Annotated in this window: 25 protein-coding genes and 1 pseudogene; 18 read left to right on the plus strand and 8 right to left on the minus strand. The window is 70.9% G+C overall.

Features of this window, described 5'->3' with window-relative positions; translation table 11 throughout:
• Positions 1-47 precede the first annotated feature (47 nt).
• The 9 genes and pseudogenes from QM792_RS10390 (at position 48) to QM792_RS10430 (ending at position 7812) form a co-directional block, all read left to right on the plus strand.
• Complete coding sequence (locus QM792_RS10390) at positions 48-1181, plus strand: efflux RND transporter periplasmic adaptor subunit (protein ID WP_415149743.1); 1134 nt, start codon at positions 48-50, stop codon at positions 1179-1181.
• Positions 1178-4267, plus strand: coding sequence for an efflux RND transporter permease subunit (locus QM792_RS10395; protein WP_415149744.1), 3090 nt, complete (start codon positions 1178-1180; stop codon positions 4265-4267). Before QM792_RS10390 ends, QM792_RS10395 begins: the two co-directional genes overlap by 4 nt.
• A gap of 82 nt (positions 4268-4349) precedes the next feature.
• Positions 4350-4625: pseudogene (locus QM792_RS10400) on the plus strand (VOC family protein); the annotation flags it as partial.
• 45 nt (positions 4626-4670) lie between these two features.
• Entirely contained in the window at positions 4671-5192 is a 522-nt protein-coding gene (locus tag QM792_RS10405; RefSeq protein ID WP_415149746.1) for a GFA family protein, read from the plus strand.
• A 113-nt stretch (positions 5193-5305) separates the two neighbouring features.
• Positions 5306-5722 (plus strand): DUF1801 domain-containing protein, encoded by a 417-nt coding sequence (locus tag QM792_RS10410; RefSeq protein ID WP_415149748.1) that lies wholly within the window; start codon positions 5306-5308, stop codon positions 5720-5722.
• 4 nt (positions 5723-5726) lie between these two features.
• Complete coding sequence (locus tag QM792_RS10415) at positions 5727-6155, plus strand: hypothetical protein (RefSeq protein WP_415149750.1); 429 nt, start codon at positions 5727-5729, stop codon at positions 6153-6155.
• Between the two features lie 63 nt (positions 6156-6218).
• On the plus strand, positions 6219-6437 hold the full coding sequence (locus QM792_RS10420; RefSeq protein ID WP_415149752.1) for a hypothetical protein: 219 nt from the start codon (positions 6219-6221) through the stop codon (positions 6435-6437).
• Between the two features lie 321 nt (positions 6438-6758).
• A complete protein-coding gene (gene map, locus QM792_RS10425) occupies positions 6759-7505 on the plus strand; it encodes a type I methionyl aminopeptidase (protein ID WP_415149754.1) in 747 nt (248 codons plus the stop codon).
• A 16-nt stretch (positions 7506-7521) separates the two neighbouring features.
• On the plus strand, positions 7522-7812 hold the full coding sequence (locus QM792_RS10430; RefSeq protein ID WP_415149756.1) for a hypothetical protein: 291 nt from the start codon (positions 7522-7524) through the stop codon (positions 7810-7812).
• 10 nt (positions 7813-7822) lie between these two features.
• Here QM792_RS10430 and QM792_RS10435 read toward each other — a convergent pair whose 3' ends face one another.
• The 5 genes from QM792_RS10435 to QM792_RS10455 all read right to left on the minus strand — a co-directional run bounded on the left by QM792_RS10435 (position 7823) and on the right by QM792_RS10455 (position 12468).
• Positions 7823-8113, minus strand: coding sequence for a late competence development ComFB family protein (locus QM792_RS10435; protein ID WP_415149758.1), 291 nt, complete (start codon positions 8111-8113; stop codon positions 7823-7825).
• A gap of 88 nt (positions 8114-8201) precedes the next feature.
• Positions 8202-9068 (minus strand): carboxylating nicotinate-nucleotide diphosphorylase, encoded by an 867-nt coding sequence (nadC, locus tag QM792_RS10440; protein ID WP_415151610.1) that lies wholly within the window; start codon positions 9066-9068, stop codon positions 8202-8204.
• A 17-nt stretch (positions 9069-9085) separates the two neighbouring features.
• On the minus strand, positions 9086-10192 hold the full coding sequence (gene nadA / locus QM792_RS10445) for a quinolinate synthase NadA (protein ID WP_415149759.1): 1107 nt from the start codon (positions 10190-10192) through the stop codon (positions 9086-9088).
• A 21-nt stretch (positions 10193-10213) separates the two neighbouring features.
• The gene (locus QM792_RS10450; RefSeq protein ID WP_415149761.1) at positions 10214-11476 is read right to left on the minus strand and encodes a hypothetical protein; all 1263 of its coding nucleotides are present in this window, start codon (positions 11474-11476) and stop codon (positions 10214-10216) included.
• A gap of 155 nt (positions 11477-11631) precedes the next feature.
• The gene (locus tag QM792_RS10455) at positions 11632-12468 is read right to left on the minus strand and encodes an AraC family transcriptional regulator (RefSeq protein ID WP_415149763.1); all 837 of its coding nucleotides are present in this window, start codon (positions 12466-12468) and stop codon (positions 11632-11634) included.
• Positions 12469-12538: 70 nt separating this feature from the next.
• Between QM792_RS10455 and QM792_RS10460 the strand changes: the two genes are divergently transcribed.
• Together QM792_RS10460 and QM792_RS10465 are read left to right on the plus strand one after the other, a co-directional pair.
• Positions 12539-13789, plus strand: coding sequence for an MFS transporter (locus QM792_RS10460; RefSeq protein ID WP_415149765.1), 1251 nt, complete (start codon positions 12539-12541; stop codon positions 13787-13789).
• Entirely contained in the window at positions 13786-15498 is a 1713-nt protein-coding gene (locus tag QM792_RS10465) for a thiamine pyrophosphate-binding protein (protein ID WP_415149766.1), read from the plus strand. Before QM792_RS10460 ends, QM792_RS10465 begins: the two co-directional genes overlap by 4 nt.
• On the opposite strand, the gene yedA is transcribed toward QM792_RS10465, so the two are convergent.
• Positions 15482-16399, minus strand: coding sequence for a drug/metabolite exporter YedA (gene yedA, locus QM792_RS10470; RefSeq protein WP_415149767.1), 918 nt, complete (start codon positions 16397-16399; stop codon positions 15482-15484). The two genes, QM792_RS10465 and yedA, sit on opposite strands and share 17 nt — an antisense overlap.
• Positions 16400-16503: 104 nt before the next feature.
• On the opposite strand from yedA, the gene rraA reads away from it, so the two are divergent.
• The 7 genes from rraA (at position 16504) to QM792_RS10505 (ending at position 23850) form a co-directional block, all read left to right on the plus strand.
• Positions 16504-17025, plus strand: a complete 522-nt coding sequence (gene rraA, locus QM792_RS10475; protein ID WP_415149769.1) for a ribonuclease E activity regulator RraA — start codon at positions 16504-16506, stop codon at positions 17023-17025.
• Between the two features lie 126 nt (positions 17026-17151).
• Positions 17152-18306 carry a DUF3047 domain-containing protein gene (locus QM792_RS10480; protein WP_415149771.1) on the plus strand — a complete coding sequence of 385 codons (1155 nt, stop codon included), beginning with the start codon at positions 17152-17154 and terminating at the stop codon, positions 18304-18306.
• Positions 18307-18392: 86 nt separating this feature from the next.
• Entirely contained in the window at positions 18393-19280 is an 888-nt protein-coding gene (locus QM792_RS10485) for a helix-turn-helix domain-containing protein (protein WP_415149773.1), read from the plus strand.
• Positions 19281-19412: 132 nt separating this feature from the next.
• Positions 19413-21080, plus strand: a complete 1668-nt coding sequence (locus tag QM792_RS10490) for a flavin-containing monooxygenase (protein ID WP_415149774.1) — start codon at positions 19413-19415, stop codon at positions 21078-21080.
• A gap of 67 nt (positions 21081-21147) precedes the next feature.
• Positions 21148-21915: an SDR family NAD(P)-dependent oxidoreductase gene (locus QM792_RS10495; RefSeq protein WP_415149775.1), complete on the plus strand. Its 768-nt coding sequence runs from the start codon at positions 21148-21150 to the stop codon at positions 21913-21915.
• A 63-nt stretch (positions 21916-21978) separates the two neighbouring features.
• Complete coding sequence (locus QM792_RS10500) at positions 21979-22746, plus strand: SDR family NAD(P)-dependent oxidoreductase (RefSeq protein ID WP_415149777.1); 768 nt, start codon at positions 21979-21981, stop codon at positions 22744-22746.
• Between the two features lie 54 nt (positions 22747-22800).
• Positions 22801-23850 carry an alpha/beta fold hydrolase gene (locus tag QM792_RS10505; protein ID WP_415149778.1) on the plus strand — a complete coding sequence of 350 codons (1050 nt, stop codon included), beginning with the start codon at positions 22801-22803 and terminating at the stop codon, positions 23848-23850.
• A 4-nt stretch (positions 23851-23854) separates the two neighbouring features.
• Here the strand turns inward: QM792_RS10505 and QM792_RS10510 are convergent, their stop codons facing one another.
• Positions 23855-25228, minus strand: a complete 1374-nt coding sequence (locus QM792_RS10510; RefSeq protein ID WP_415149780.1) for a TrpB-like pyridoxal phosphate-dependent enzyme — start codon at positions 25226-25228, stop codon at positions 23855-23857.
• A gap of 83 nt (positions 25229-25311) precedes the next feature.
• Positions 25312-26169 carry an AraC family transcriptional regulator gene (locus tag QM792_RS10515; RefSeq protein ID WP_415149781.1) on the minus strand — a complete coding sequence of 286 codons (858 nt, stop codon included), beginning with the start codon at positions 26167-26169 and terminating at the stop codon, positions 25312-25314.
• Positions 26170-26214 lie beyond the last annotated feature (45 nt).

Genomic DNA, 26214 nt, shown 5'->3' on the forward strand with positions numbered 1-26214 from the left:
TTCCGGACCCAAGGCTACAGTTCGCAACAAACAACCGAAGTGCCGACTTGAAAACATTGCACACCGTCGTCGCCGTGGTCGGCATCGCCGCCGCCGGCGCCGCCGCCTGGTGGGTTCAGCACAAGGAGCCGGCCGCGCTTGCCGCGGCGCCGCAGGCCGCCGCGCCGGCAGCCAGCGGTGGCGGTGCCGCGCCGGCCGACGCGTCCGGCGGCGGGCCGGTGAGCGTGGAAGTGGCGCGCGCCGCCACGGTGCGCATCGAGGACGACGCGCAGTCGGTCGGCTCGCTGCGCTCGCGGCAGGGCGTGATGCTGCGTCCCGAGGTGCCGGGGCGCATCGCGCGCATCGGCTTCGCCGACGGCCAGCGCGTCAGGCGCGGCCAGTTGCTGGTGCAGCTCGACGACACCTTGCAGCGCGCGCAGTTGCAGCAGTCGCAGGCGCAGGCCAGCATCGCGCGCACCAACTTGCAGCGCAACCGCGAGCTGGTGGCGCAGAACTTCGTCAGCGCCAGCGCGGTCGACCAGAGCGCCGCCGCGCTCGAGGTGGCCGAGGCGCAGGTGGCGCTGTCGCGCGCGCAGCTCGAGCGCATGCGCATCCTCGCGCCCTTCGACGGCGTGGCCGGCATCGCGCTGGTGAACCTGGGCGACTTCGTGAAGGACGGCGCCGACCTCGTCAACATCGAGGACGCCTCCTCGATGTCGGTCGACTTCCGCCTGCCCGAGCGCTACCTGGCGCGCCTGAAGACCGGCCAGTCGGTGGAGGTGCAGGTCGACGCGCTGCCGGGCCGCGGCTTCCAGGGCCGCATCGACGCGGTGGACTCGCAGGTCGACGCCAACGGCCGCTCGCTGCTGGTGCGCGCGCGGCTGCCCAACCCCAAGGGCGAGCTGAAGGCCGGCATGTTCGCGCGCACGCGCACGGTGTTCGCGGTGCGCGAGCAGGCCGTGGTGGTGCCCGAGGAGGCGCTGGTGCCGCAGGCCGGCCGGCAGTACCTGATCAAGGTGGTCGACGGCCCGGCCGGCAAGGTCTCGCAGCGCGTCGAGGCGCGCCTGGGCATGCGCCTGCCCGGGCGCGTCGAGATCCTCGACGGCGTGGCCGCGGGCGACCTGATCGTCACCGCCGGCCAGGCCAAGCTGCGCGACGACAAGATGCCGGTCAGCCCGGTCGAGATCGGCGCGGCGCGATGAAGATCTCCGAAATCTCGATCCGCCGGCCGGTGTTCGCCACCGTGCTGTCGCTGATGCTGGTGCTGGTGGGCGCGGTGTCGTTCAAGGGCCTGCAGGTGCGCGAATACCCGCGCATCGACGAGCCGGTGGTCAACGTGACGACCAAGCTCACCGGCGCCTCGTCCGAGGTGATCGAGTCGCAGGTGACCAAGCCGCTGGAGGACTCGATCTCCGGCATCGAGGGCATCGACATCGTCACCTCGGTGTCGCGCAGCGAGCAGAGCCAGATCACCGCGCGCTTCAAGCTCAGCAAGAACCCCGAGGCCGCCGCGGCCGACGTGCGCGACCGCGTCTCGCGCGTGCGCGCCAAGCTGCCCGACGCGATCGACGAGCCGGTGATCGCCAAGGTGGAGGCCGACGCCACGCCCACCGTCTGGCTCGCCTTCGGCAGCGAGACGCTCTCGCCGCTGGAGGTGACGGACCTGCTCAACCGCATCGTCAAGCCGCGCCTGCAGACCGTGCCCGGCGTGGCCGAGGTGAACATCAACGGCGACCGCCTGTTCTCGATGCGCGTCTGGGTCGACCCCGACAAGCTCGCCGCCTTCAGCCTGACCGTGCAGGACGTGGAAGACGCACTGCGGCGCCAGAACCTCGAGGTGCCGGCCGGCCGCATCGAGAGCCAGCAGCGCGAGTTCAGCGTCACCGCGCGCACCGACCTGACCACGCCCGAGCAGTTCGCGCAGATCGCGCTGAAGAACGCCGCCGGCTACGTGGTGCGCCTGCGCGACGTGGCGCGCATCGAGCAGGCCGCCGCGAGCGAACGCTCCAGCGTGCGCCTGAACGGCATGCCCTCGGTGTCGGCGGGCGTGGTGCGCCAGGCCACCGCCAACCCGCTGGAGGTGTCGGCCGGCGTGCGCGAGGTGATCCCGAGGATCCAGCAAGACCTGCCGCCCGGCGTGATCGTGCGCCAGGCCAACGACAACTCGGTGTTCATCGACCGCTCGATCAAGTCGGTGTACCGCACCATCGCCGAGGCCGTGGTGCTGGTGGCGCTGGTGGTGTTCGTGTTCCTGCGCACGCTGCGCGCCTCCATCATCCCGCTGGTCACCATCCCGGTCAGCCTGATCGGCGCCTTCGGGCTGATGGCGCTGTCGGGCTTCACCGTCAACACGCTGACGCTGCTCGCGCTGGTGCTGGCCATCGGCCTGGTGGTGGACGACGCCATCGTCGTGCTGGAGAACATCTTCCGCCACGTCGAGGAGGGGCTGACGCCGTTCCAGGCGGCGCTGCGCGGGGCGCGCGAGGTCGGCTTCGCGGTGATGGCGATGACGATGACGCTGGCCGCGGTGTTCGCGCCGCTGGCCTTCACGCCGGGGCGCACCGGGCGGCTGTTCGTCGAGTTCGCGCTGACGCTGGCCGGCGCGGTGGTGGTGTCGGGCTTCATCGCGCTGACGCTGACGCCGATGATGTGCAGCAAGCTGCTGCGCCACGAGGCGGCGCCGAACCGCTTCGACCGCCTGATGGAGTCGGTGCTGGTGGCCATAGGCCGGGCCTACGACGGCGCGCTGCGCTGGGTGCTGCTGCGCCGCTGGCTGGTGCTGCTGGTGATGGTGGCCTCGGCCGCGGCGAGCTGGTGGCTGTTCAAGGGCGCCAAGAGCGAGCTGGCGCCGATCGAGGACCGCGGCGTGATCTTCACCTCGGTGAACGCGCCCGACGGCTCGACGCTCGAGTACACGCAGCGCTACATGCAGGCGATCGAGCGCATCGCGCAGCAGTACGACGAGTTCGACCGCATCTTCATCGTCACCGGCAACCCGACCGTCTCGCAGGGCATCGCGGTGCTGCGCACGCTCGACTGGACCGAGCGCAAGCGCAGCACGCAGGAACTGGCGCGCGAGCTGCAGCCCAAGTTCGCGCAACTGCCCGGCGTGACCGCCTTCCCGGTGACGCCGCCCTCGCTCGGCCAGGGCTTCCGCGAGCGGCCGATCAACTTCGTGATCGTCAGCTCCGACAGCTACGACAACATGGCGCAGGTGGCGCAGCACATGCTCGCCGAGATGGCGAAGAACCCCGGCATCGTGCAGCCCGACATCGACCTGCGGCTGAACAAGCCCGAACTCTTCATCCAGGTCGACCGCGACCGTGCCGCCGACGCCGGCATCGCCGTCGAGCAGGTGGCGCGCACCATCGAAACCATGCTGGGCGGGCGCAACGTGACGCGCTACAAGCGCAACGCCGAGCAGTACGACGTGATCGTGCAGACCGAGGGGCGCGGCCGCACCACGCCCGAGGACATCGACCGCATGTTCGTGCGCGGCCGCACCGACGCCGCCGGCAACGCCGCGATGGTGCCGCTGGCCTCGCTGGTGAAGGTGACCGAATCGGTGAGCCCGCGCGAGCTGAACCACTTCAACCAGCGCCGCTCGGTGGCCGTGACCGCCAACCTCGCGCCGAACTACTCGCTCGGCGAGGCGCTGCAGTTCATGGACGCCACCGCCGCCAAGGTGCTGAAGCCGGGCTACGCCACCGAGCTGAACGGCGTGTCGCGCGAGTTCCGCTCGTCCAGCGGCGCGCTGGGGCTGGTGTTCGTGCTGGCGCTGCTGTTCATCTTCCTGGTGCTGTCGGCGCAGTTCGAGAGCTTCGTCGACCCGTTCGTGATCCTGCTGGCGGTGCCGCTGTCGATGGTCGGCGCGCTCGGCGCGATGCGCCTGACCGGCGGCACGCTCAACGTCTATTCGCAGATCGGCCTGATCACGCTGGTGGGCCTGATCACCAAGCACGGCATCCTGATCGTCGAGTTCAGCAACCAGTTGCGCCAGCAGGGCCGCGACGTGCGCGCCGCGGTGACCGAGGCCGCGTCACTGCGGCTGCGCCCCATCATGATGACCACCGCCGCGATGGTGCTGGGCGCGCTGCCGCTCGCCCTGGCCAGCGGCGCCGGCGCCGAAAGCCGCCAGCAGATCGGCTGGGTGATCGTGGGCGGCATGTCGGTCGGCACGCTGCTGACCATCTTCGTGGTGCCGACGATGTACACCCTGTTCGCACGCAAGGGCGTGCCGGGGGAGATCACGACGCCGGAGGCGGGTGGGGCGGCGGCGGTGCATTGAGGACGGTTGGCTTCTCAGGTAGAGGGCGTTTGCCGTGCGGAGCCGGTGTAGGGCGGAACCTTGAAAGTGAGGCCTAAGGGTCGGGTGGCAGTCCCATCCCGCGCCGCGGTCTCTCTTTCTCATCGGAACGCCGTACAACGGCGCACCGCACGAGACCGGCAACGGGCAGATGGTTGCCTTTCTCGCCGAGAGCCGCCAGGTCGTCGACCAGGCACATGCCGTGGCAGTGGCGAACGGAGGCACCTCGGAGGGAGCGCCCGGCTTGCGGCCTGAGTACCACGCCAACTACTATGGCGCGTACTGCCGGGATACCGAGGGCAACAAGCTGTGTGTCGCGTGCCATTCGGCGCCTGCATGAGCCTGCTGCCTCGAGGCGTCATCGCATCACAGGAGGCGCGCCGCCATGCCCAAGCCGAGTTCGTTCCCCATTGAAGGCGGCTGCGACTGCCGGGCCGTCCGCTATCGGATGGAGACCGCCCCTCTGTTTGTCCACTGCTGTCACTGCCGCTGGTGCCAGCGGGAGTCCGGCGCATCGTTCGCGCTCAACGCGATGATCGAGGCGGATCGAGTCACCGAACTCGGCCAGGCGCCGGAACCCGTCGATACACCATCCGAAAGCGGCAGCGGCCAGGTCATCGCCCGCTGCCCGCACTGCAAAGTCGCCGTGTGGAGCAATTGCGCCGGCGCCGGGCCGCTGCTCAGGTTCGTGCGCGTGGGTACGCTGGACGACCCGGACCTTCTGCCTCCGGACATTCACATCTTCACGGCGTCCAAGCAGCCTTGGGTCGTGCTGCCCGAGGGTGTGCCCGCCGTCGCGGAGTACTACGAGCGCGAGAGCCATTGGTCCGCCGAGAGCCTTGCCCGGCGCCGGGTTCTTCTTCCGCTCATCGAGGCGTATCAGGCGGCGAAGCAGGGTGGTGCCTAACCCTTTGCTGAGGCCGACAAGCGCCAGGCTTCGATCCATCTTGCGCTGAGCGCCGCCGGTGGCGATACATTGGCTTCACCAGCCCGGAGGAGCAGCTTGTGGCAGACGCAAAGATGAAACCCACCGACTCCAGCATCGACGAGTACCTCGCTTCCAGGGCCAGCGGCGACCAGCTTGCCGACTGCAAGGCGCTGATGGCGCTGTTCCGGCGCGTCACGAAGTGCGCTCCCAGGATGTGGGGGCCCAACATCGTCGGTTGCGGCGCCTACACGTACGAGTACGAGAGCGGCCGGACGGGCGAAGCGCCCCTGGCCGCGTTTGCCGTGCGCGGCAAGGAACTGGTGGCCTACCTCGACGTGGACAGCCCCGAGCAGCAGCAGCGTCTGTCCCGGCTCGGTCGATACAGGATGGGAAAGTCCTGCCTGTATTTCAAGCGCCTGGCCGAGCTCGACACCAGCATGCTGGAGGCGCTGGTGGCCGAGTCGGTGGCGATGAGGAAGCGCCGCTACCCTGGCGCCGGCGGAGCCTGAGCGCATGACGAAGATCGAGGCGTTCTTTGCCCGCTACGAAGAAGGCGCCAACACCTTCGACCCCGACCTGATGGTCTCGCTCTACACCGCGGAGTTCATGGCGGGCGACCCCAACGGCGTATCGTGCGGCCGCAACGACCAGGCGCTGCGCGACGCCTTCGTTCAGCGCAAGGCCTTCTTCCAACAGATCGGCTTCAGGCGTGCCGAGATATTGGACGTGGCGGCAACGCCGCTCGATGAGCGGTACACGATGGCCAAGGTTCATTGGCACATGACGTTCGAGAAGCAGCCTGGCCATCCGCTCGATTTCAGGTTCCACATCACCTACTTCCTCTACGACCCCGGCGCCGGGCCCAAGGCCGTGTTCTGGATTTCGCACGACGACGAGCGGCGGGTCATGAGGGACGCCGGGCTGATCCCGGGCGGGGCCTGACGCCCCGCTCGCCCGATCCAACACACCCATGCCCCAAGCGCGCCGAGGTGTACATTTCGCCCCATGAAGCTCGCCACCGGCAGCGTCGTCGACGGCAAGATCGTTCTCGAAGGCGAGGCTTTGCCCGAGGGGACCGTCGTCACCGTGTTGGCACCCGAAGGTGACGGCACCTTCCTCGTCCCGCCCGAACTGGAGTCGGAACTGGACGAGTCGATCGCCCAGTCCCTTCGGGGAGAGACGATCCCCGTCTCGGAAGCCCTGCGCAAGCTGCGCACCCATTGACAACCGTGCTCGCCGTTGAAGTCACGCCGAGGGCGTTGGCCCAACTCGAGCGGGCGGCGAAGTGATGGGCTGTCAACAGGCCGGCTGCGCCGGGAGCCATCGCGAACGATGTCGAAGCCGCCACGAAGCTGCTGGCGCTTCAACCCGGCATCGGCGAACGCAGCGCTTCGCACAAGTATCCGGAGCTTCGCTGCCTGCAGCTCGAGCGGGTTCGTTACGACGTCTACTATCACGTGCTTCCCGGCAGGGTCGTCGTTCTTGCCTTCTGGCATTCGAATCGCGGCTCGACGCCCAAGCTGTAGTCCAAGAGGAGCCCGCACCATGACCATCGAAACCCAGGACGACGTCACCGCCCTGAAGCGCATCGGCCGCATCGTCTCGCTGGTGCTGCAGCGGATGCTCGACGCCGCCGAGCCCGGCATGAGCACGCGCGAGCTCGACCAGTTCGGCGCGCGGCTGCTCGAAGCGCACGGCGCGCGCTCCGCGCCCAGGCTAACCTACGACTTCCCGGGCGCCACCTGCATCAGCATCAACGAGGAAGCGGCGCACGGCATCCCCGGCGACCGGATCATCCGCGCCGGCGACGTGCTCAACGTCGACGTGTCGGCCGAGCTCGACGGCTACTTCGCCGACACCGGCGGAACGCGGGTGCTGCCGCCCACCACGGCGCAGAAGACGCGCCTGTGCCACGCCACGCGCACGGCGCTGGCCGAGGCGATGAAGGGTGCGCGGGCGGGGCAGCCGATCAACCGCATCGGCGCGGCCATCGAGCGCACCGCCAGGGCCTATGGCTTCAAGGTCATCGAGAACCTCGGCAGCCACGGCGTCGGCCGCGCGCTGCACGAGGCGCCGGAGCACATCGCCGGCTACTTCGACGCCTCGGACACGCGCCTGCTGCAAGAAGGCATGGTCATCACGATCGAGCCCTTCCTGTCGACCAAGAGCCGCATCGTGCACGAGACGGCCGACGGCTGGACGCTGGCGGGCGCGAGCGGCAACCTCTCGGCGCAGTACGAGCACACGATGATCATCACGAAGGGCGCGCCCATCGTGGTCACGCAGCATTGACGCCGGAGCGCGCCCGATGAACATCCGCCCCACGCCGCTGAGCGCCGCCGCCGCGGGTGCCGTGGCCGCGTTCGCGTGGCCCTTTCTGTGGGCACGGTTCGGCGGCCCGGCGGTGGAGGGTGGCTTCGAGCTGATCGTCGCCACGCTGCTGGTGATCGCGCTGCCGGCGCATGCGTTCGTGGTCGGCTTCGGCCGCTCGGAGCAGGTTTCGCCGCGCGCGCTCGACACCGCGCTGCTCAAGCGCATCGGCGCGTGGCTGGCGGCGGCACTGGCGGTGACGGCGCTGCGCGCCCTGGCGGGGTTCTGAGCGGGCCGCCTCAGCCGCGCGCGTTCATCGCGCGGCGCGCCTGCACGAATTCGAAGGCGAACTGCACCGCCTCGTCCACCCGTCGGGCGTTGGCGCTGCGTTCCTTGTCGCTCAGGTAGAAGGCGAAATCCGCCGCGTGGCGGATGTAGCGCGGCGGCAGGCGGTTCAGCGCCACACAGGCGATGTCGGCCAGCAGTTCAGGCGTGGCGAGGTGCGCGAAGCGCCCGGCGTGCGCCTCGACGGCCTCGAACACGGCACGTTCGTGGAAGTTGTGGATCGAGGCGAAGTCGGCGCTGCTCATGGCCCCGCCAGTGTTCACCGCGGCGGCGCCGGCGGCGGCCCGAAAAGCGCGGCCGGGGCGGTGCAATTCGGGCCTTTGGCCGACCGCCTCACAGCCGCTCGATCACCCGCATCGACAGATCGACCGCGCGCACGTTCTTGGTCAGCGCGCCGACCGAGATGCGGTCCACGCCGGTGGCGGCGATGTCGCGCAACTGCTCCAGTTGCACGCCGCCGGAGACTTCCAGTTCGGCGCGCCCGGCGTTCAGCGCCACGGCCTCGCGCATCGCGGCGAGGTCGAAGTTGTCGAGCATGACGCTGGTGGCGCCGTGCTCCAGCGCGTCCTTCAACTGCGCGAGCGTCTCCACCTCGATCTGGATTTCCACGCCGGCGTTCAGCGCGCGCGCCTGCGCCAGCACCTGGGCGATGCCGCCGGCCGCCGCGATGTGGTTCTCCTTGATCAGGATGCCGTGCCACAGCGCCAGGCGCTGGTTGCGTCCGCCGCCGGTGCGCACCGCGTACTTCTGCGCCTGGCGCAGCCCGGGCAGGGTCTTGCGCGTGTCGAGGATGGCGCATCCCCTGGGGTTGGGCGAGGCGCCGGCGATCGCGTCGACGTGCGCGCGCGTCAGCGTCGCCGTGGCCGAGAGCAGTTGCAGGAAGTTCAGCGCCGGGCGCTCGGCGGAAAGCAGCGCGCGGGCGTCGGCCTCGATCTCGCACAGCGTGGCGCCGGCTCGCACGCGCGCGCCTTCGTCGGCCTGCCACGCGACGCGCGTGTCGGCGTCGAGCGCGTGCAGCGTGCCGTCGAACCAGTCGCGGCCGCACAGCATGGCGTCCTCGCGCACGATCACGCGCGCGCGCACGCGCCTCGCCTCGGGCACGAGACTGGCGGTCCAGTCGCAGCGGCCGATGTCCTCGGCCAGCGCGTCGCGGATGTTGCGCGCGCGCGCCTGCTCCAGCGTTTCGTTGAAGTCGAACATCATGATGGGCAAGGGTCTCAGGCCGGGCCGATGTTCTTCACGAAGGCCGGCTGCGCCAGCGCGGCGGCGTTCCTGGCGGTGAAGTCGAGCATGCGCTCGATGCAGCCCTGCGCCCTGGCGCGCACGGCTTCTTCGACGTGGATCTCGCCGTCGCCGGTTTCCAGCGCGTGCACCACGCCTTGCAGGCCGTTCATCGCCATCCATGGGCAGTGCGCGCAGCTCTTGCAGGTGGCGCTGCGGCCGGCGGTGGGTGCTTCCAGCAGCGTCTTGCCGGGGGCGAGCTGGCGCATGCGGTGCATCAGGCCGTTGTCGGTGGCGATGATGAAGGTCTTGGCGTCGCTCTTGAGCACCGCGTTGAGGATCTGCGTGGTCGAGCCCACCACGTCGGCCAGCGCCACCACGCTCTTGGGCGACTCGGGGTGAACCAGCACCTTGGCGTCGGGGTGCTCCTTGCGCAGCAACTCCAGTTCGAGGCCCTTGAACTCGTCGTGCACGATGCACTCGCCGTGCCACGAGAGCATGTCGGCGCCGGTCTGCTCCTGGATGTAGCGGCCGAGGTGGCGGTCGGGCGCCCACAGGATCTTCTCGCCGCGCGCCTTCAGGTGGTTGACGATCTGCAGCGCGCAGGAGCTGGTCACCATCCAGTCGGCGCGCGCCTTCACCGCCGCGCTGGTGTTGGCGTACACGACGACGGTGCGGTCGGGGTGGGCGTCGCAGAAGGCGGCGAACTGGTCGGGCGGGCAGCCGAGGTCGAGCGAGCAGGTGGCGTCGAGGTCGGGCATCAGCACGCGCTTGTCGGGCGAGAGGATCTTGGCCGATTCGCCCATGAAGCGCACGCCGGCCACCACCAGCGTCTTGGCCGCATGGTCGCGGCCGAAGCGCGCCATCTCCAGCGAATCGGAGACGCAGCCGCCGGTTTCGAGGGCCAGATCCTGCAGGTCGCCGTCGACGTAGTAGTGCGCCACCAGCACCGCGCCGTGCTGTTTCAGAAGCGCCGCGGCGCGCGCCTTCCAGGTGCGGCGCTCCTCGGGGCTGAGCGCCTCGGGCACCTTGGCCCAGGCATGCGCGGTGCAGCTCGCGCCGCTGGCGTCCTGTCGCGTGTAGTCGTAGAGGGCTTGGCTCATGCGCCGATGTTAGCGGCGCACTCAGACCAGCGCTTTGTCCAGCTCCATCAGCTTGTAGCGCGCCAGCGGCAGGTTGGTGCGCTGGCGGTCGAGCAGGCAGACGACGAAGACGTCGGGGTAGCGCGAGATCACGCGCATCACCATCTGGCGCGCGCTGGTGCCGGTCATGATCTCCTCGACCGGGCCGCCCAGGCCCATGGTGCTCGAAGCCTGGCGGTGCTCGCGCAGGATCTGCGCGCAGGCGGCGCCGACCACGTCCATGTCGACCGGCTGGTCCTCGCGCAGCGCGCGCGCCAGCACCAGCCCGGTGCCGGCATCGACGGCCGCGGCGCCGAGCATGCCTTCGAGCGGCAGCATGTTGGCCAGGGCCTGGTTGGCGCGCGCCGGGTCGAGCATGGCGTGTCCCAGGCGCGCCAGCGGTGCCGGCGGCGCCGCGACGGCGGGGGCCTGCGCCGGCTGCGACAGGTCGGCCACCTTGAACGGGAACTCCGGCTTGGCCGCGGCCGGCGGCGCTTCCCAGGCCGGTTGCAGCTTGACGAGGTTCCAGATGCCCAGCATCGCGTTCCACACCGCCGAGGCGCTGATCAGCGGCTCGTCGATCACGTGCACGTTCAGGCGCTGCGGCCAGTGCACGGCGGCGATCTTGTTGGCGATCCACACCGCGTTGGGCGGCAGCATGAACAGCAGGTTGGGGCAGCGCCAGCCGGGCAGTTTTGTCGCGTCGGCCAGCGAGGCGAGCAGCGCGTCGATGGCGTGCGGCTGCATCGGCCCGATGATCACCGCGGTGAGGTGGCTGCGCTCCATCAGCGCGGCCGGGATCTCGGCGGTGTCCTGCCCGGGGGCGCGCACGTCGGCGTGGTAGAGGTTGAGCTTTTCCTCGTGGCGGCGGACCAGGCTGGTGCGCTCGATCATCGCCAGCGTCTTCAGCGTGGTGTGCTCGCGCAGGTGCAGGCGCTCGACCGGCTGGCCGCCGGCGTCCGACAGCGCCTTGATCACCGCCGAGGCCCACACGCCGGTGGGGTCGAGCAGGGTGATCTGGCGCGTCGCGGTGCCGAGGTCGGCGCGCGTGGCGGCGAAGTGCTCGCGGATCGCGGCGGCCGGCGAGCCGGTGACGACCAGGTCGCGCAGGTGGCGGTCGACGATCTGGCCGCGTTCGTTGACCTCGGTGGCCACGCTCTCGAGGATCGCGGTGGCGGCGAATCCGCCGTCGGTTTCGTCGGGGCCGGCGGCGCGCAGGCGCGGATCTTCCGCCGGGCCGAGCTCGCCGAACAGGGACTTGAGCATGGGTTTCCTCCGCGGCCGCGCGCGATTTCTGCGTCGACGTTCAGCCTAAGTTCAACTGCAACGCGGCATTCTCGGCGCAGATGGAAGAGCTGTTGCAAGACGTGTGTCGGGGCCGCGCCACCCGCCCCCGCAAGCGGGGGGAGGGCGGGCCCGCGTCAGGCAAAGAACTGCGTCGGCGGCGCGCCCAGCGTGCGCCGCACCATCGCCGTGAAGGCGCTGGCGCTGGCGTAGCCGAGTTCGGCGGCGATGGTCGCCATCGGCAGCTTGCGCGCCGCCAGCGCCACCGCGTGCGACAGCAGCACCTGCTGGCGCCACTGCACGAAGCTCGTGCCCAGCTCGCTGCGGAACAGGCGCGCCACCGTGCGCGGGCTGGCGCCGGCCTCGCGCGACCACTGCTCCAGCGTGCTCCAGCGCGCCGGCGCGTCGAGCACCGCCTCGCAGAGCTGGCGCAGGCGCTTGTCGGCCGGCAGCTCGATGCCCAGCTTGACCGGCGCGGCGCGGCGCAACTCGTCGAGGATCAGCGCGGCCAGGCAGGCCTCGCGCTCGCCGGCGGCCTTGCCGCCGGGCTCGTTGTCCAGGTGCGCCACCAGCTCGCGCAGCAGCGGCGAGACCTCCAGCACGCGGCATTCGGGCCAGCGCTGGAAGGGTGTCTCGCCGTCGGCGCCGAGAAAGCGCGCGCTGGGGTGCACGTAGAGCGTGCGGATCTCGGCGTCTTCCACCACGGTGACCACGTGCTCGATGCCCGGCGGGATCCACAGCGCGCGCGTCGGCGGCACGAGGTAGGTGCTGCGCCCGGCCTGCATGCGGATCACGCCGGTGGCCGACATCGCCACCTGCGCCCACGGATGGCTGTGCGGTATCACCTGCGTGTCGGCCGCCAGGCGGCGCAGCTTGGCGCGCAGCGGCCGCGCCGGCGTGGGCGCGTAGGCCACCGGGTCGATCGGCAGCACGCTGGTGCGGCCGGCGCGGCGCGGGCGTGGCGTCTTGGGCATTGGCAGGATCTCGACAGAGATTGGCCTTCTATCGTAACCGCGCCGTGCCGCGGCGGCCTACAGTGGCGTGATGACGACGACCGCCACCGCCTCGCTGCGCGACGACGCCCGCACCATCGGCCTGATCGGCCTGGCGCACGGCACCTCGCATTTTTTCCACATGCTGCTGCCGCCGCTGTTCCCGCTGTTCATCCGCGACTTCGGGCTGAGCTACTCCGAGCTGGGGCTGCTGGTCAGCACCTTCTTCGTGATCTCGGGCATAGGCCAGGCGCTGGCCGGCTTCCTGGTCGACCGTGTCGGCGCGCGGCCGGTGCTGTTCGCGGCGCTGTCGTGCTTCGTGCTGGCGTCGCTGGCGGCGGCCAGCGCGCAGGGCTACGCCGGGCTGATGCTGGCGTCGGCGCTGGCCGGGCTGGGCAACTCGCCGTTCCACCCGGTGGACTTCACCATCCTGAACAAGCGCGTCTCGCAGGCGCGCCTGGGCCACGCCTTCTCGGTGCACGGCATCACCGGCAACCTCGGCTGGGCCGCCGCGCCGGTGTTCATGGCGGCGATCACCGCGGCCACCGGCTCGTGGCGCTGGGCCGCGGCCGGCGCGGGGCTGTGGGCGCTGTTCGTGCTCGCGACGCTGCTGCTGAACCGCCGGGCCATCGACGACCGCTCGGCGAGCTGGCCGCACGCCGCCGCCAAGGCCGCCGGCGCGGCCAAGGACGAGCACCCGCTCGCCTTCCTGCGCCTGCCCTCGGTGTGGCTGTGTTTCTCGTTCTTCTTCTGGTCCACCTGCGCGCTGTCGGCGGTGCAGAGCTTCGCCGGCCCGGCCTTGCAGAAGCTGCACGACCTGCCGCTGACCGTGACCTCCTTCGTCGTCACCGGCTTCATGCTGTGCGGCGCGGCCGGCATGGTGGTGGGCGGCTTCCTGGCGGCGCGCGCCGAGCGGCTCGAACGCATCATCGGCGCGTGCCTGCTCGGCGCGGCGGCGCTGTTGTTCCTCGCCGGGCTGCCGGGCATGCCGGGCATGCTGGCGGCGGTGGTGGCTTCGCTGGCCGGCTTCGGCACCGGGCTGGCCGGCCCGTCGCGCGACATGCTGATCAAGCGCGCCGCGCCGCCCGGCGCCACCGGGCGCGTCTACGGCACGGTGTATTCGGGGCTGGACCTGGGCTTCGCGCTGGCCGCGCCGGTGTTCGGCGCCATCCTCGACCGCGGCGCGCCCTCGGGCGTGTTCGTCGGCGCGGCGCTGGCGCTGGTGGGCGGCGTGCTCTCGGCCGGGCTGGTCGGCGCGCGCGTGGCGAAGGGGCGGCCGCAGGCGGCGAAAATGGCTGCATGAACAGCCATCGCCTTGCCGGACACGCCCTCGTCGAAGCCCTGATCGCGCAAGGCGCGGACACCGTCTTCGGCGTGCCCGGCGAGAGCTACCTCGCGGTGCTCGACGGTTTTCACGAACACCGCGACCGCATCCGCTTCATCGCCTGCCGCCAGGAGGGCGGCGCCGCCTTCATGGCCGAGGCACAGGGCAAGCTCGGCGGCCGGCCCGGGCTGTGTTTCGTGACGCGCGGCCCCGGCGCCACCAATGCCGCCATCGGGCTGCACACCGCGTTCCAGGACAGCACGCCGATGATCCTGTTCGTCGGCCAGGTGGCCAGCGACCAGCGCGACCGCGAGGCCTTCCAGGAACTCGACTACCGCCAGGTGTTCGGCCCCGGCACGCTGGGCATGGCGAAGTGGGTCGGCGAGGTGCAGTCGGCCGACCGCCTGCCCGAGTACGTGGCGCGCGCCTTCCACACCGCGATGCAGGGCCGCCCCGGCCCGGTGGTGCTGGTGCTGCCGGAAGACCTGCTCACCACGCCCACCGCCGCGCCGGTGCTGCCGCGCGTCGAGCCGGCGCAGGCCTGGCCGGCGCCAGGCGCGCTGCGCGACCTGCGCGCGCTGCTGGTGCAGGCACGGCGGCCCTTCGTGATCGCCGGCGGCGGCGGCTGGGACGCCGAGGGCGCGCGCGCCTTGCAGCGCTTCGCCGAGAACTGGCAGTTGCCGGTGGGCTGCGGCTTCCGCTTCCAGGACAGCTTCGACAACCATCACCCGCAGTACGCCGGCGACGTCGGCATCGCCATCAACCCGAAGCTGGCCGCTCGCATCCGCGAGGCCGACCTGGTGATCGCGCTGGGCGTGCGCCTGGGCGAGATGACCACCGGCGGCTACACGCTGCTCGAAGCGCCGCGGCCGGCGCAGAAGCTGGTGCACATCCATGCCGGCGCGGAGGAACTCGGGCGCGTCTACGCCGCCGACCTGCTGCTGCAGGCCTCGGTGAACAACGCCGCCAAGGCGCTGGAGGCGCTGGCCGCGCCGCCGTCGCTGGCCTGGACGGCCTGGGCGCGGGCGGCCGCGGCCGACTACGCCGACAACCGCGTCGCGCCGCCGGTGGCGCCGCTGGACATGGCGCAGGTGATGCTGACGGTCGAGCGCCTGGCGCCGCAGGACAGCGTCTACACCAACGGCGCCGGCAACTACAGCGGCTGGCTGCACCGCTACCTGCGCTACCGCGGCCTGCAGCACCACGGCCGCACCCAGCTCGCGCCGACCTCGGGCGCGATGGGCTACGGCGTGCCGGCGGCGATCGCCGCGTCGCTGCTGTACCCGCGGCGCACGGTGATCAACGTCGCCGGCGACGGCGACTTCCTGATGACCGGCCAGGAACTCGCCACCGCCAGCGGCTACGGCGCCGGGCGCGGGCCGGGCCGGCTGATCAGCCTGGTGGTCGACAACGGCACTTACGGCACGATCCGCATGCACCAGGAGCGCGAGTACCCGGGGCGCGTGTCGGGCAGCGACCTGTTCAACCCCGACTTCGCCGCGCTGGCGCGCGCCTACGGCTGGCACGCCGCGACCGTGGAGTGCAGCGACGAATTCGAACCGGCCTTCCGCGCCGCGCTGGCCGCCGACGGCCCCGCGCTGATCCACCTGAAGCTCGCCGCCGAGGTGAGCACCACGCGCAGCACGCTCAGCGCGATCCGCGAGGCCGCGCTCAGGAAGCGGGCCTGAGCGCCGCGCCGCGCAGCATCAGCACCACGCCGGCCAGCACCACGCCGGCGGCGGTCCACTCGAAGCCGCTGACGGCCTCGCCCAGCACCGCCACGCCCAGCAGCATCGCGATCACCGGGTTGACGAAGGTGTAGCTCGACGCCAGCCCGGCGCTGGCGTGCGCGAGCAGGTGCATGTAGGCGTTGAAGGCGATCAGCGAGCCGGCCACGACGAGGTAGAGCCACGCCGCCGCGGCGGCCGGCTGCGGCGGCCACTGCGGCCGCTCGCCGGCCGCCAGCGACAGCGCCATCAGCACCGCGCCGCCGCACAGCATCTCGCTGGCGAAACCCATCGCGCCGGGCGCGAGCGGCAGGCTGCGCTGGCTCAGCACGCTGCCCAGCGCCCAGGCCAGGCAGGCGATCGCGATCGCCGCCAGCCCGGCCGGCGAGGCCTGGAAGCCGGCGCCCTGCGTCAGCATCAGCACGCCGCCCAGGCCGACGACGATGCCGGCCAGCTCCAGCCGCCCGGGCCGGATGCGCCACAGCAGGTTGAGCGCCGCGATCATCAGCGGCACCACCGCGATGAAGGCCACCACCAGGCCCGAGCCGACGCTAGTTTCGGCCACCGCGGTGCCGCCCATGCCGCCGCCGAGCATCAGCGCGCCCACCACCAGCGCGTTGCGCCACTGCGCGCGTGTCGGCCACGCCGCGCCGCGCCAGCGCAGCCAGGCGAGCAGCAGCGCGCCGGCGGCGAGGAAGCGCGTGCCCATCTGGAAGAAGGGCGGCAGGCTCAGCAGCGCGAACTTGATCGCGAGGTAGGTCGAGCCCCAGATCAGCCAGGTGGCGGCCAGGCAGGCGAGCAGCAGCGGCGACAGCGGCGCGGCGCGCGCTGCGCCGGCGGCGAGGGGAGAGGAGGAGGTCATGCCGTGGATGGTATGGAAAGCCGATCACTTCTTGCGGCCACAATCGTCGCGCCGCGCCGCCGCTGCGCAGACGTGAAACACCTCTTCAGGAAAGCGACCCACGCATGAGCACCACCCCGACCGACTTCTCCACCTGCGACCTGTGCGACGCGCACAAGGCCGCGTTCGCCGCGGGCGACGGCGCCTTCCGCGTGCTGCCGCCGGTGTTCGCGAGCTACGGCGGCCGCGCGAAGTTCAGCGGTCCGGTGCTGACCGTGCAGTGCTTCGAGGACAACTCGCCGGTGAAGGCGGCGCTGGAGTCGCCCGGCCAGGGCCGCGTGCTGGTGGTCGACGGCGGCGGCTCGCTGCGCCGCGCGCTGATCGGCGGCAACATCGCCGCCGCCGCCGCGAAAAACGGCTGGGCCGGCGTGCTGATCGACGGCGCGGCGCGCGACAAGGCCGAACTGGCCGCCGCCGACGTGGGCGTCCGCGCGCTGGCGCTGCTGCCGATGCCCACCGAGCGCAAGGCGCCGGGCCAGACCGGCGTGCCGGTGCGCATCCAGGGCGTGTGGGTGCGCAGCGGCGACTGGCTGTATGCCGACGAGGACGGCATCGTGGTGATGAGCGCGCGAGCCGCCTCCGCTTGAATGGCTAGCTAGAGGAAGCCCGTGGTTGTTGACACACGGCAAGACGCAGAGCATGCGCGACCGCGGCTCGCCCGGTTCGCGGCCCGCCCGGAAGCCATCCGGAACCTGCCTCTTCCTGACACAGCCATGCCCGTACGCAACGCCCCCTCCGCCGTTCCGACCACCTTGCGCTTCATGGCCGCGCGCTTGCGGCATCGCCTGTTCTCACCCAGGCCGGCGAGCGCGCCGGACCTTCGCACGCGCATGGGGAAGGTGTTCGCTGCGCTCCAGGCGCGCGGTGTGCAGGCGCACTGGATCCAGGTGCCGGCCGGCGGCGACTGGCTGGACGGCGGCATCGACCTGTTGCCCGGCGAAGCGGTCGCCATCCTCGCCGAAGGCATGGTGTGGCTGGCCAAGGGGCTGGACGTCGGTTTCGGGCCGCAGGTGGGGCTGTGGTACCGCGTCGGCGACGCGCCGCTGCGCAAGACGACGTCCGCGCGGTCGTGGCTGGACGCCGGCGAGGGTGGGCGGCTGCGCTTCACCACCAAGCCGCCGGGCGAATTCGCCTCCCGCGACGGCCGCTTCGAAGCCGACCTGGACCGCAAACCGCTGCAGGGCGGTTTCACCGTCGCGGTGCTGCGCTGGCCGGCGGAGCCGGACGCCGCGCTGGACCATGCCGCCTCGGTGGACGAGGAACTGTTTGCCTCGCTGCGGCAACAACGGCGCGTTCCGGCGCGCGCGCCGCAGGGCTGGCACTACCTCTGGCGCCTCGGCGACGGCAACATCTTCCGCGCCCACGAGCAGCACAACGGCCGGATGTGCTGCCAGACCCATGCCGATGTCGGCATCCTGCAGTTTCCGGTCGACCATGCGCTCGACGAAGGCTCGCGTCTCGACTGGCGCTGGCTGGTGCAACGGCTGCCGTCGGCGCTGCCCGAACACACCGCGCCGACCCACGACTACCTGTCGATCGCGCTCGAGTTCGACAACGGCCTCGACCTGACCTGGATGTGGAGCAGCGGCCTGCCGGAGGGCACGATCTTCCAGTGCCCCTTGCCCTGGTGGGACCAGCGCGAGACCCATTGGGTGCTGCGCAGCGATCCGGCGAAGCTGGGCCAGTGGCTCGATGAATCGCGCCCGATTCTGGCCGACTACCGAAAGGCCATCGGCGGGCCGGACCCGACCCGCATCGTCGCCGTCTGGCTGATCGCCAACACCGCCTTCCAGCGCGGCCACGGGCATTGCGAGTACGAGGGCATCGTCCTGCGCAGCGGCGCCCGTGAAGACCACGTCGGCGGCTGAGGCGCGCAAGCCCCTGTCGCCTGAATGGCTAGTTGGAGAAAACCCCTGGTTGTTGATACACGACAAGACGCAGACCATGCGCGACCGTGGCAAGCCTGATCCGTCCCGACGAACTGCCTCGCTGGGTTCCCGGCGAACTGCTGCTGTGCAGCGATGCACGCGGCTGGAAGGGTGTCGGCGTGCGCGGCTACCGCTACCAGGGCTCGGATGTCGAGGTGCCGCCGCTGGCCGACTACATGATCGTGCGCTACCAGCGCGGCAGCACGCTGATGGAGCGGCGCTTCGAGGGGCGCTGGACGCGCACCGAGTGCCACCCCGGCGACGTGTCGCTGCTGACACGCTCCCAGATGTCGCACTGGCACTGGACGCAGCCGATCGACGTCACCCACACCTACCTGGCTGACGACCTGGTCGCGCGTGTCGCCGCGGACGTGCTTGACCGCCCCATCGCCGAGGTGCGCCTGCACGACCTGCTGCGCACGCAGGACCCGATCGTCACCAACATCGTCGACGCGATCGCGCAGGAGAGCGGCGACGAAGGCGTCGGCGGCGCGCTCTACGTCGACGCGCTGGGCACCCAGCTCGCGGTGCACCTGCTGCGCCACTACGCCTCGTTCGAGTTCCGCGACCAGTCCGGCCGCGGGCGGCTGCCGCCGGCGGCGGCGCGGCGCGTGGTCGAGTACATCGACGCGCGGCTGGAGATGGCGCTGACGCTGGACGAACTGGCCGGCGTCGTCGGCATGGGCGTGTGGAGCTTCGGCAAGCGCTTCCGCGAGACCTTCGGCACGACGCCGCACCACTTCGTCGTCGACCGCCGGCTCGACCGCGCGCGGCAACTGCTCCAGCAGGGCAGCCTGCCGGTCAAGGCGGTGGCCTCGGCCTGCGGCTTCGCCGACCAGGCGCACCTGACGCGCGTGATGCGCGCCCGCCTGGCCACCACGCCCGCCGCGCTGCGCCGCGACCGCGCGAACTGAGCCGCCCGCGCCCGCGCGCGGCACCACAATTTTCAAAACCCGCACGCGGCCGTTCAAGACGGCGCGGCAGGCCGTCCCCGACATTGGCGCCAGGCCCGAGCACGAGGCCACGACGACATTCCAGGAGACAGCATGACCGCATCTGCCAACACCGCCACGGCGGCCCCGCCGCAACGTTCCGCGAACGGAACCCCCACCCGACTCGACGCGCTGGTGATCGGCGCCGGCATCGCCGGGCTGTACCAGTTGCACCGCATGCGCGAGATGGGCCTGAAGGTGCGCGCCTACGACACCGCCTCCGGCGTCGGCGGCACCTGGTACTGGAACCGCTACCCCGGCGCGCGTTTCGATTCGCAGGCCGAGGTCTACCAGTACTGGTTCTCGGAGGATCTGTACAAATCCTGGAAGCCCAGCGAGCGTTTCCCGGCGCAGCCCGAGACCGAGACCTGGCTGAACTTCGTCGCCGACCGGCTCGACCTGAAGAAGGACATCCAGTTCAACACCCGCATCGTCTCGGCGCACTACCGCGACGACACCGGCCGCTGGGACGTGACCACCGACGCCGGCGAGCGCATCGACACCCAGTACCTGCTGGCCTGCTGCGGCATGCTGTCGGCGCCGCTGGTCGACCGCTTCCCCGGCCAGTCCAGCTTCAAGGGCACGATCACGCACACCGGGCTGTGGCCCAAGGAAGGCATCGATCTGAAGGGCAAGCGCGTCGCCGTGGTCGGCACCGGCGCCACCGGCATCCAGGTGATCCAGACCATCGGGCCGATCGTCGGCTCGCTGAAGGTTTTCTCGCGCACGCCGCAGTACGTGGTGCCGATGAAGAACCCGAAATACTCGAAGGAGGACTGGGACCGCTGGAGCAGCCAGTTCCACGATCTGAAGAAGCGCGTGCGCCAGACCTTCGCCGGCTTCCACTACGACTTCGAGAACCGCCCTTGGGCCGAACTGGGCGACGCCGAGCGCACCCAGGTGCTGGAGAAGTTCTGGGAGGACGGCTCGCTGTCGATGTGGCTGGCCACCTTCCCGGAGATGTTCTTCGACGAGTCGGTCAGCGAGGTCGTGTCGGAGTTCGTGCGCGGCAAGATGCGCGCGCGGCTGCGCAACGACGAGAAGCTGTGCAAGACGCTGATCCCCGGCCGCGAGGACTACGGCTTCGGCACGCACCGCGTGCCGCTGGAGAACAAGTACCTGGAGGTCTACCTGCAGGACAACGTCGAAGCCATCGACTGCCGCAAGACGCCGATCGAGCGCATCGTGCCCGAGGGCATCCAGACCTCCGACGGCAAGGTGCACGAGTTCGACGTGATCGTCCTGGCGGTCGGCTTCGACGCCGGCTCGGGCGCGCTGTCGCGCATCGACATCCGCGGCCGCGGCGGCCGTTCGCTGAAGGACCAGTGGCAGCAGGAGATCCGCACCGCGATGGGCCTGCAGGTGCACGGCTACCCGAACTTGTTCACCACCGGCGCGCCGCTCGCGCCCTCGGCCGCGCTGTGCAACATGACCACTTGCCTGCAGCAGCAGGTGGACTGGATCACCGACTGCATCGCCTTCGCGCGCAGCCAGGGCAAGAGCGTCGTCGAGGCCAGCAAGGAGTTCGAGGACCGCTGGGTGCAGCACCACGACGAGACCGCCGCGGCCACGCTGGTGGTCAAGACCGACTCCTGGTACATGGGCTCGAACGTCGACGGCAAGCCGCGGCGGCTGCTGTCGTACATCGGCGGCGTGGGCAACTATCACCGCCAATGCGACGAACTCGCCGCCAGCGGCTACCCCGGCTTCACGATGGCGTGAGGTACGTCATTCTTCACGATGCCGTGAGGCGCAATATTCCAGTTTTGTCACTCTCGGAGAACAGGTCATGAAACGACTGGAAGGAAAGGTTGCGCTCGTCACCGGCGGCGCCAACGGATTGGGTGAAGCGATCGCGCTGCGCCTGGGCGAGGAGGGCGCGGCCGTGGCGCTGCTCGATCTCGACGAGCGCGGCCGCGAGGTGGCCGCGCAGCTCGAGGCGCGCGGCATCCGCACCAGTTTCGTGCGGGCCGACGTCACCCGCGAGGACGAGGTGCGCGCGGCCGTGCAAGGCGTGGTCGAGCGCTTCGGCGCGCTGCACGTGCTGGTCAACAACGCCGGCATCGAAGGGGTCAACAAGCCCACGCACGAACTGCCGCTCGCCGACTGGGAGCGCGTGATGGCGGTCAACGTGACCGGCGTGTTCCTGTGCACCAAGCACGCGATCGCGCCGCTGCGCGCCGCCGGCGGCGGCTCCATCGTCAACATCTCGTCGATCTACGGCCTGGTCGGCGGCGGCGACGTGCCGCCGTACCACGCCGCAAAGGGCGCGGTGCGCACGATGTCGAAGAACGACGCGCTGACCTACGCCGCCGACCGCATCCGCGTGAACTCGGTGCACCCGGGCTTCATCTTCACCGCGATGGTCAAGCGCTACGCGCGCGACGCGGGCCTGCAGGAGGCCGACGCGCGCAAGGCGCTCGACGCGATGCATCCGCTGGGCGGCACCGGCTCGCCGGACGACATCGCCTGGGGCGTGGTCTACCTCGCCTCCGACCAGGCGCGCTGGGTGACCGGCGCGGAACTGGTGATCGACGGCGGCTACACGGCGCGCTGAGGTCCAACCCCAACCACAGGGCCGGCCGCCATCGCGCGGCCGGCGACGAAGGAGGAGACAAGCATGAAAAGACTCGATAACAAAATCGCCCTGATCACGGGCGGCGCGGGCGGCATCGGCCTGGCGACGGCCAAGCTGTTCGTGGCCGAAGGCGCCAAGGTGGTGCTGGCCGATCTCGACGAGAAGGCGCTCAAGGCCGCGGTGGCGGAAGTCGGCAGCGATGCCGCCAGCCACGTGGCATGCGACGTCAGTCAGGAAGACCAGGTGCGCCACATGGTCGCCACCGCGGTGCAGCGCCACGGCCGGCTGGACGTGGTGTTTGCCAACGCGGGCACCGAAGGCACGATCAAGCCGCTGGTGGACTACCCGGTCGAGGCCTTCGACCGCGTGCTGGCGGTGAATCTGCGCGGCGTCTTCCTGTCGCTCAAGCACGCCATGCCGGTGATGCAGAAGCAGGGCGGCGGAAGCATCGTCATCACCTCGTCCATCGCCGGCCTGAAGGGCTTCGCAGGGCTGTCGGCCTACGTGGCGAGCAAGCACGGGGTGGTCGGGCTGATGCGTTCGGCGGTGCTGGAAGCCGGCAACAGCGGCGTGCGCATCAACACCATCCACCCGTCGCCGATCGAGACGCGCATGATGCGCTCCATCGAGGAAGGCGCGGCGCCCGGCGCCGCCGCGGCGGTGAAGGCCCAGTTCGAGACCATGATCCCGGCCGGTCGCTACGGCCTGTCCGAAGAGGTCGCCCGGACCGCGCTCTTCCTGGCCAGCGACGAGAGCGTCTTCTGCACCGGCGGACGCTACAGCGTGGACGGCGGCATGTCGGCGGGCTGAGCCCGCCGCGGCGCAACGACGAATCGACAACACGATCGACACAAGGAGACAGACATGAGCGGCTACTACACCCAGGAAGCGCACGGCCCGTTCGAGATGATCGGCATCGGCGCGCTCGAGCTGGAAGACGGCGGCAGCATTCCCGACTGCCGGCTCGCGGTGGCGACCCACGGCACGCTCAACGCGGCCAAGGACAACGCCATCCTGGTGCCGACCTGGTACTCGGGCACCAGCAAGATCATGGAGCAGGTCTACATCGGCCGCGGCCGCGCGCTGGACCCGACGAAGTACTTCATCATCGTCGTCAACCAGATCGGCAGCGGGTTGTCGACCTCGCCGAGCAACGCCGAGGGCGCGCTCGCCGGGGCGCGCTTCCCGCAGGTGCGCATCGGCGACGACGTGCGCGCGCAGCACCGCCTGCTGACGCAGCACTTCGGCATTGAGCGGCTGGCGCTGGTGGTGGGCGGCTCGATGGGCGCGCAGCAGACCTACGAGTGGGCGGTGCGCTACCCCGACATGGTGCGTCGCGCCGCGGCGATCGCCGGCACCGCGCGCAACACCGAGCACGACTTCATGTACGCGCAGACGCTGATCGAGGCGATCACCAGCGACCCCGCCTTCGCCGGCGGCGCCTACAAGAATTCGGCCGACGTGGCCGCCGGCCTGAAGCGCCAGGCCAAGCTGTGGACGGTGATGGGCTGGAGCACCGAGTTCTTCCGCGCCAAGCGCCACCACGCGCTGGGCTTCGACTCGATGGAAGCCTTCGTCGACAACTTCATGACCGGCTACTTCGCGCCGATGGACCCGAACAACCTGAACGCGATGGCCTGGAAGTGGCAGCGCGGCGACGTCAGCCGCCACACCGGCGGCGACCTGGCCGCCGCGCTGGGGCGCATCAAGGCGCGCACCTTCGTGATGCCGATCAGCCACGACATGTTCTTCCCGCCGGCCGACTGCCAGGCCGAGCAGCAGTTGATCCCGAACAGCGAGTTCCGCCCGCTGGCCTCGATCGACGGCCACCTGGCCCTGTTCGGCACCGACGCGCAGATGCTCGCCCAGCTCGACGCGCACCTGCTCGCGCTGCTGGGCGCGGCGGCACCCTGAGGTTTCAGGCGGGCACCGCGGGCAGGCCGGCGAGCGCCATCGCCAGCTCCTTCTCGTCGTAGGGCTGGTCGACCAGCTTGCCGGCCGCGTAGTTGCTGTAGGCCGCCATGTCGAAGTGGCCGTGCCCGCTGAGGTTGAAGACGATCACCTCGGAGCGGCCCTCGCGCTTGCAGCGCAGCGCCTCGTCGATCGCCGCGCGCACCGCGTGGTTGGCCTCGGGCGCCGGCACGATGCCCTCGCTGCGCGCGAAGGCCACGCCGGCCTCGAAGCAGGCGGTCTGGTGGTAGGCCACGGCCTCGATCAGGCCCAGCTCCTTCAGGTGCGACACCATCGGCGCCATGCCGTGGTAGCGCAGGCCGCCGGCGTGGAAGCCCGGCGGCGTGAAGGTGCTGCCCAGCGTGTGCATCTTGGTCAGCGGCGTCAGGTGCGCGGTGTCGCCGAAGTCGTAGGCGTACTTGCCGCGCGTCAGGCTCGGGCAGGCGGCCGGCTCCACCGCGACGATGCGGCGCTTCTTGGCCTTGGCCCCGCCGCGCAGTTGCAGGCCGAGGAAGGGGAAGGCCAGGCCGGCGAAGTTGCTGCCGCCGCCGGTGCAGCCGATCACCACGTCGGGATCGTCGCCGGCCATCTCGAACTGCTGGATCGCCTCCAGCCCGATGATGCTCTGGTGCATCAGCACGTGGTTGAGCACCGAGCCCAGCGCGTACTTGGTGTCGTCGTTGGTCGCCGCCACTTCCACCGCCTCGGAGATCGCGATGCCCAGCGAGCCGGGGTGCTCGGGGTTGGCGGCCAGGATGGCGCGGCCGGCGTTGGTTTCGTTCGACGGGCTGGCGATGCAGCGCGCGCCGTAGGTCTCCATCAGCGCGCGGCGGTAGGGCTTCTGGTCGTAGGACACGCGCACCTGGAACACCTTGACGTCGATGCCGAACAGCGCGCCCGCGAAGGCCAGCGACGAACCCCACTGGCCGGCGCCGGTTTCGGTGGCGATCTTCCTGATGCCGGCCTGGGCGTTGTACCAGGCCTGCGGCACCGCGGTGTTGGGCTTGTGCGAGCCGGCCGGCGAGACGCCTTCGTACTTGTAGTAGATCTTGGCCGGCGTGCCCAGCGCCTTCTCGAGCCGGTGCGCGCGGATCAGCGGGGCGGGGCGCCAGAGGCGGAACACCTCGCGCACCGGCTCGGGGATCTCGATCTCGCGCTCGGTGCTGACCTCTTGCGCGATCAGCGCCATCGGGAATAGCGGCGCCAGGTCGTCGGGGCCGACCGGCTGCATCGTGCCCGGGTGCAGCACCGCCGGCGCGGCCGCCGGCAGGTCGGCGGCGATGTTGTACCAGTGCTTCGGCAGCTTGCTTTCGTCGAGCAGGAACTTGGTGGGGGTGCTCATGGAGGGTTTCCTCGTGGGGTCGTGGGCGATGGCGCCGCATGCTAGCGCCGCGCGGCCCGCGCGGCATGAGGTCGAGCCCGCGCTCAGGCGTTCTGGAGCCAGGCTCGCGGCGAGCGGCCGACGACCTGCGTGAACGCGCGCGAGAACGCCGCCGGGCTGGCGTAGCCCAGCGCGGTGCTCGCGGTCTTCACCGACGCGCCCTCGCGCAGCAGCGTCTGCGCGAGCGACATGCGCCAGCGCAGCAGGTAGTCGCCCGGCGCGCAGCCGAGCGCGGCCTTGAACGCCGCCGCGAAGGCGCTGCGCGACATGCCCGCCTCGCGCGCCATCGCCTCCAGCGACCAGGGCGCGTCGGGGCGCTCGTGCAGCGCGGTCAGCGCCCGCGCCAGCCTGGCGTCCGCCAGGCCCGTCAGCAGCCCGGCGCTGACGCCGCCGCGCTCGGGGTGGTCGAGCAGCCAGCGCAGCATCTGCAGCAGCAGCACCTCGAACAGCCGGTCGGCCAGCAGGCGCTGCCCGCAGCGCACGCGCTCGGTCTCGGCGAACAGCAGCGCCAGCGTCTGCGCGATGCCCTCGACCTCGGCGATCGGCAGCGCCAGCAGCGCCGGCAGCGCGCGCACCAGCGGGTGCTGCGCGCCGCCGTCGAAGTCGAGCGTGGCGCAGACGAAGTCGCTGCCCTCGGCCGGCGCGTTGTGGAAGTCGTGCGCCAGCGGGCGCGGGTAGAACAGCAGCGTCGGCTCGTTGAGCACCAGCCGGCGTGGCGCGCCGCTGCGGGCGCGGTGCGTCACCGCCATCTCGCCGCGCCGCAGCACGTGCAGGAAGGCGCGGCCCGGACGGGCGTCGAAGTGCGTGACGCCGCACAGCGGCCCGGCGTGGAACAGGTGGGCGCGCACGCGGAAGCGTTCGAGCAGCGCGGAGAGCCGGTCGACGCCGGAAGCCGAGGTCATGGACGATCTGCAATATTCAATGGACCGAATGCAGCCAATCATACG

The organism is Piscinibacter sp., assembly GCF_047600445.1.
GTDB lineage: Bacteria > Pseudomonadota > Gammaproteobacteria > Burkholderiales > Burkholderiaceae_C > Piscinibacter.

Excerpts from the sequence above, each read along its gene's own strand:
- QM792_RS10495 (WP_415149775.1), top strand. The coding sequence starts at position 21,148 with ATGAAACGACTGGAAGGAAAGGTTGCGCTCGTCACCGGCGGCGCCAAC.
- QM792_RS10420 (WP_415149752.1), top strand. The coding sequence starts at position 6,219 with ATGAAGCTCGCCACCGGCAGCGTCGTCGACGGCAAGATCGTTCTCGAA.
- QM792_RS10465 (WP_415149766.1), top strand. The coding sequence starts at position 13,786 with ATGAACAGCCATCGCCTTGCCGGACACGCCCTCGTCGAAGCCCTGATC.
- map (WP_415149754.1), top strand. The coding sequence starts at position 6,759 with ATGACCATCGAAACCCAGGACGACGTCACCGCCCTGAAGCGCATCGGC.
- QM792_RS10460 (WP_415149765.1), top strand. The coding sequence starts at position 12,539 with ATGACGACGACCGCCACCGCCTCGCTGCGCGACGACGCCCGCACCATC.
- QM792_RS10455 (WP_415149763.1), bottom strand. The coding sequence starts at position 12,468 with ATGCCCAAGACGCCACGCCCGCGCCGCGCCGGCCGCACCAGCGTGCTG.
- yedA (WP_415149767.1), bottom strand. The coding sequence starts at position 16,399 with ATGACCTCCTCCTCTCCCCTCGCCGCCGGCGCAGCGCGCGCCGCGCCG.
- QM792_RS10515 (WP_415149781.1), bottom strand. The coding sequence starts at position 26,169 with ATGACCTCGGCTTCCGGCGTCGACCGGCTCTCCGCGCTGCTCGAACGC.
- nadC (WP_415151610.1), bottom strand. The coding sequence starts at position 9,068 with ATGTTCGACTTCAACGAAACGCTGGAGCAGGCGCGCGCGCGCAACATC.
- QM792_RS10480 (WP_415149771.1), top strand. The coding sequence starts at position 17,152 with ATGCCCGTACGCAACGCCCCCTCCGCCGTTCCGACCACCTTGCGCTTC.
- nadA (WP_415149759.1), bottom strand. The coding sequence starts at position 10,192 with ATGAGCCAAGCCCTCTACGACTACACGCGACAGGACGCCAGCGGCGCG.
- QM792_RS10395 (WP_415149744.1), top strand. The coding sequence starts at position 1,178 with ATGAAGATCTCCGAAATCTCGATCCGCCGGCCGGTGTTCGCCACCGTG.
- QM792_RS10505 (WP_415149778.1), top strand. The coding sequence starts at position 22,801 with ATGAGCGGCTACTACACCCAGGAAGCGCACGGCCCGTTCGAGATGATC.
- QM792_RS10490 (WP_415149774.1), top strand. The coding sequence starts at position 19,413 with ATGACCGCATCTGCCAACACCGCCACGGCGGCCCCGCCGCAACGTTCC.
- QM792_RS10510 (WP_415149780.1), bottom strand. The coding sequence starts at position 25,228 with ATGAGCACCCCCACCAAGTTCCTGCTCGACGAAAGCAAGCTGCCGAAG.
- QM792_RS10435 (WP_415149758.1), bottom strand. The coding sequence starts at position 8,113 with ATGAGCAGCGCCGACTTCGCCTCGATCCACAACTTCCACGAACGTGCC.
- QM792_RS10430 (WP_415149756.1), top strand. The coding sequence starts at position 7,522 with ATGAACATCCGCCCCACGCCGCTGAGCGCCGCCGCCGCGGGTGCCGTG.
- QM792_RS10415 (WP_415149750.1), top strand. The coding sequence starts at position 5,727 with ATGACGAAGATCGAGGCGTTCTTTGCCCGCTACGAAGAAGGCGCCAAC.
- QM792_RS10410 (WP_415149748.1), top strand. The coding sequence starts at position 5,306 with ATGAAACCCACCGACTCCAGCATCGACGAGTACCTCGCTTCCAGGGCC.
- QM792_RS10500 (WP_415149777.1), top strand. The coding sequence starts at position 21,979 with ATGAAAAGACTCGATAACAAAATCGCCCTGATCACGGGCGGCGCGGGC.
- rraA (WP_415149769.1), top strand. The coding sequence starts at position 16,504 with ATGAGCACCACCCCGACCGACTTCTCCACCTGCGACCTGTGCGACGCG.
- QM792_RS10405 (WP_415149746.1), top strand. The coding sequence starts at position 4,671 with ATGCCCAAGCCGAGTTCGTTCCCCATTGAAGGCGGCTGCGACTGCCGG.
- QM792_RS10450 (WP_415149761.1), bottom strand. The coding sequence starts at position 11,476 with ATGCTCAAGTCCCTGTTCGGCGAGCTCGGCCCGGCGGAAGATCCGCGC.